Genomic DNA, 4669 nt, shown 5'->3' with positions numbered 1-4669 from the left:
AATTTTTCATCTTTTAAAAAACACAAAAACATTACTGATTTTCAAGAAAATGTGGTTTTTAAAAACACATTTTTAAAAGAAATGTTTCAAAATGCAACTCCAATATGGGAGCAACCTTTATCCATCAGTCAAATTTCTTTTGAAACCAAAAAACCAGTAGAAAACCATATCATTATGTCTGGTGATGCTGCAGGAATGATTCATCCACTGTGTGGAAATGGAATGAGTATGGCAATACAATCTGCACAAATAGCATCTAAACTGATTCTAAATTACTTGAATGATAAAATTGAATCGAGAAACCAACTTGAAAATCTTTATATTAGACAATGGAACAAGCAATTTAAGTGGCGTTTAAAAGCGGGTCATTTTATAGCAATGTTGTTTAGAAAAGACAAAATTGCATCGTTTTTATTATCAATTTTAAAGAGAATGCCATTTTTATTACCTGTAATTATTAGAAGAACACATGGCAAACCGATGGAAGTTTAACTTTTTAAAAAAGAATAATTTGAATAACCAAAGTATAAAAAGTTACTTTATTAAGCTCGAAAAAAATTATACGTCTAAAATTAATTCTTTTTCTAATTTAGATAATTTAACTTTAGATTTATTTCAAGATTTAAAAGATTTTGATTTTCAAACTTACAAAGCTAATCTTAAAATTGAGATTAATGAAAACTTAAACGAATGGTGGGTAAATCCAGAAAAAGGCATAATAAAGAGTGAAGAATTATTTGCAATACTTTTAGAGTTTGGTCATTTTTTTATGAATCAAGTGCAAGCAGAATCTTATGGAATTGGAGTTTGGAAAGATTATAAAGTACAAACAGAAAAGTTTGATATGGGTTTTGATTATGATTTTACAACAGAGTTTTATGCTTCACCAGGGATAACCTTAGATTTTTTTAACCCTTTAAGTAAGTTAGACTATAAAAATTTGCCTGAAGAATATGAAGATATTGACGATATACTAGGAATGTATGAACTTATTGAGTTATATAAAATTAAAGGATTTTTAGCAATTCATGAAGTTTTGGTGGAGATGGATTCTGAAAACCTGTTTGAAAAGTTAAATTATAAAAATAATTTTATGTTTTTGATTGATGAGCATGATTCAGGCGAAGTTTACCCTTTATTAATAAAAAATAGATAATGCCTTTTTTAGCAGACACTTCTAAAAGAACAGACAAAGAAGAGTTGATGGACGATTTTTCGATTGGCGGCGATTTATTGAGAGATACTTTAGATAAATTAGAAAATATAAATCGTTGGTTAGGTGGAAATAAAGTAACCGTAAATGGCTTAAAAATTCTCATAAAAAATCATCCAAAAGACAAAGAAATTACCATTGTAGATATTGGTTGTGGTCATGGAGATATTTTAAGAGATATTGCCAAGTTTGGAAGAAAACACAATTATAAATTTAAATTAATTGGAATTGATGCTAACCCAACTGCCATAGATTATGCAAATGAATTGTCTGTAGAATATCCAGAGTTGAGTTTTAAAACTCAAGATATTTTTTCTGAAAATTTTCAATCGCAAAAATTTGATGTAGTATTAGCTACTTTATTTTTACACCATTTTAAAGAAAAACAATTGGTTTCTTTTTTAAAAACCACCCTAAAACAAACCAAAATAGGCATTGTAGTTAACGATTTACATAGGCATAAATTAGCGTATTATTTATTTTTATTATTGTCTGTTTTTATCAGTAATAAAATGATTATTGAAGATGGATTAACCTCGGTTTTAAGAGGATTTAAACGTAAAGATTTAGAAAGTATATCAGTAAAATTAAACATAAAACCAGCGATTTCTTGGAAATGGGCTTTTCGTTATCTATGGATTTTAAAAAGAGCTGAGAAACAAAAAAATGTATGAAAGTAAAAATAACATCAGTAGCCAAACAGCTGCCTAAATATTACAAAGAAACCAAAGATATTATTCCGTTTGTAAAATTGTGGATGCAAGATCAAGAGCCTCGCTTTCAACGTAAAGTAGTCAAACTTTTTGAAGGAGCAGCTGTAGACAAACGTTACTCAATTATGGATCCAGAAGAAGTTTTTACAGCCACTTCTTTTGAAGAAAAGAACGATATTTATGCAAGAGAAGTTGTGCAATTGGCAGAAAAATCGCTAAAAAAATCCTTAGCAAAAGCTAACCTAAAAGCCACAGATTTAGATTATATAATTACTGTAAGTTGCACAGGAATTATGATTCCGTCTGTAGATGCCTATTTGATTAATTCTTTGGGTATGAAGCAAGATATTGTGCGTTTGCCAGTTACAGAAATGGGTTGTGCGGCAGGTGTTTCTGGTATTATTTATGCGAAGAATTTTCTAAAAGCAAATCCCAATAAAAGAGCCGCAGTAATTGCTGTAGAAGCACCAACAGCCACCTTTCAGTTAGACGATTTTTCAATGACCAACATTGTTTCTGCAGCTATTTTTGGTGATGGAGCCTCAGCAGTAATTTTGTCTTCTTATCAAGAAGATGAAGGCCCAACAATTGTAGATGAAGCCATGTATCATTTTTATGATGCTACAAAAATGATGGGTTTTAAACTAGTAAATACAGGTCTACAAATGATTTTAGACAAAGCAGTTCCGCAAACAATCTCAGATCATTTTCCTGCAATTATTCATCCTTTTTTAGAAAAAAACAACCTAACGATTACTGATGTAGACCACTTGATATTTCATCCTGGAGGAAAAAAAATTGTACAAACTGTAGAAGAACTATTTGGCAAATTAGGTAAGAATATAAACGATACAAAAGAGGTTTTGCGCTTATATGGTAACATGTCTAGTGCCACAGTATTATATGTTTTAGAACGTTTTATGGATAGAAATCCCAAAAAAGGAGAACGCGGAATTATGCTAAGTTTTGGTCCAGGTTTTTCTGCGCAACGTATTTTATTAGAATGGTAAAATAAAAGAAATGACATCAACAGAAATTATAAATAATCTCCCATATCAAAAACCTTTTTTCTTTGTTGATGAAATCACAGAAATTTCAGAAAATGGAGTTTCAGGAAATTACACTTTTAAAGAAAATGAATTCTTTTATAAAGGTCATTTTAAAGAAAATCCAATTACACCTGGTGTAATTTTAACAGAAACAATGGCGCAAATTGGTGTAGTTTGTTTGGGTATTTTTTTATTAAAGGATGAAATATCATCCAATAAAAAACCCAAAATTGCCTTAACATCTAACAATATAGATTTTATTTTACCAGTTTTACCCAATGAAAAAGTAACTGTTGTTTCAGAAAAAGTCTATTTTAGATTCAATAAATTAAAATGTAAAGTAAAAATGCTAAATAGTAAAAATGAGTTGGTTTGTAGAGGAGAAATATCAGGAATGATTATTACAAAATAGTATGAAAAATAGGGTCGTTATAACAGGTTTAGGAGTAGTTGCACCCAATGGAGTGGGCTTAGACGATTTTACAGAAGCTATTAAAACAGGTAAATCTGGGATTAGGTTTCATCAACATTTAAAAGACAAAGGGTTTTCTTGTTGTATTGGTGGAATTCCAGAAATCTCTGATGAGTTAAAGCAGCAATATTTATCGCCTTTACAATTAAGAGGTTTCAATTCAACTTCCATTTTATATGGAGTGATGTCTGCTGTAGACGCTTGGAAAGATGCTGGTTTTACTGTAGAAGAAAACTCACCTTTAGATTATGATACAGGATTAATTTTTGGCACAGGAACCTCAGGAATTGAAAAGTTTAGAGAAGCTATTTACAAAATAGACGACCAAAATGTAAGGCGTTTAGGTAGTACATCTGTATTGCAAACTATGGCAAGTGGTGTAACTGCTTATTTGGGTGGTATTTTAGGTTTAGGCAATCAAGTTACCACAAATTCATCAGCTTGTACAACAGGTACAGAAGCCTTGTTAATGGGTTTTGAGCGCATAAAAAACGGAAAAGCAAAACGAATGTTGGTAGGTAGTTCTAGTGATAGTAGTTTATATACTTGGGGCGGTTTTGATGCCATGAGAGTGATGACTTACAAACACAATGAAAGTCCCGAAAAAGGCTCTAGACCTATGAGTGCAACAGCATCTGGTTTTGTTCCAGGAAGTGGAGGAGGAGCAATTGTTTTAGAATCTTTAGAAAGTGCATTGGCAAGAAAAGCGACTATTTATGCCGAGGTTTTAGGAGGAAATATCAATTCTGGTGGACAAAGAAATGGAGGAACCTTAACAGCCCCAAATGCCACAGCTGTTCAAAAATGTATTACAAATGCCACTTTAGATGCAAATATAAATCCGTCTGAAATAGATGTAATTAATGGCCATTTAACAGCAACATCAAAAGATGCTTTAGAAATCGAAAATTGGACAAAAGCACTGCACAGAAAAGGAGGTAATTTTCCATTCATCAATTCTTTAAAATCGCAAGTTGGGCATTGTTTGGCTGCAGCAGGCGCTATTGAAGCTGTAGCTTCTGTGCTTCAAATAAAAGAGCAATTTGTGTTTCCAAACATCAATTGTGAGGATGTGCATCCAGAAATTTTAGCATTAATTCACAATGATAAAATTCCAACTCAAAAAATAGACACAAACATTACTATTTTAGCAAAAGCAAGTTTTGGTTTTGGTGATGTAAATGCTTGTGTTATCTTTAAGAAATATAATTAATTTATACCC

General features: G+C 31.2%; 6 protein-coding genes. All 6 read left to right on the top strand.

Annotated features, from left to right (window positions below; all coding sequences use genetic code 11):
* On the top strand, positions 1 to 492 hold a 492-nt coding region (locus ACTG3S_RS09965), incomplete at its 5' end, for an NAD(P)/FAD-dependent oxidoreductase (protein WP_439129210.1).
* A gap of 19 nt (positions 493 to 511) precedes the next feature.
* Entirely contained in the window at positions 512 to 1156 is a 645-nt protein-coding gene (locus ACTG3S_RS09960; protein WP_439129209.1) for a hypothetical protein, read from the top strand.
* On the top strand, positions 1156 to 1887 hold the full coding sequence (locus ACTG3S_RS09955) for a methyltransferase domain-containing protein (protein WP_439129208.1): 732 nt from the start codon (positions 1156 to 1158) through the stop codon (positions 1885 to 1887). Before ACTG3S_RS09960 ends, ACTG3S_RS09955 begins: the two co-directional genes overlap by 1 nt.
* The gene (locus ACTG3S_RS09950; protein WP_439129207.1) at positions 1884 to 2936 is read left to right on the top strand and encodes a type III polyketide synthase; all 1053 of its coding nucleotides are present in this window, start codon (positions 1884 to 1886) and stop codon (positions 2934 to 2936) included. Before ACTG3S_RS09955 ends, ACTG3S_RS09950 begins: the two co-directional genes overlap by 4 nt.
* 10 nt (positions 2937 to 2946) lie before the next feature.
* Entirely contained in the window at positions 2947 to 3387 is a 441-nt protein-coding gene (locus ACTG3S_RS09945) for a 3-hydroxyacyl-ACP dehydratase FabZ family protein (protein WP_439129206.1), read from the top strand.
* A 1-nt stretch (position 3388) separates the two neighbouring features.
* Entirely contained in the window at positions 3389 to 4660 is a 1272-nt protein-coding gene (locus ACTG3S_RS09940) for a beta-ketoacyl-[acyl-carrier-protein] synthase family protein (RefSeq protein WP_439129205.1), read from the top strand.
* Positions 4661 to 4669: the final 9 nt, after the last annotated feature.

The sequence above is a fragment of the Polaribacter sp. genome (assembly GCF_965656025.1).
Lineage (GTDB): Bacteria > Bacteroidota > Bacteroidia > Flavobacteriales > Flavobacteriaceae > Polaribacter.
This window is presented reverse-complemented; position numbering and strand designations above follow the sequence as displayed.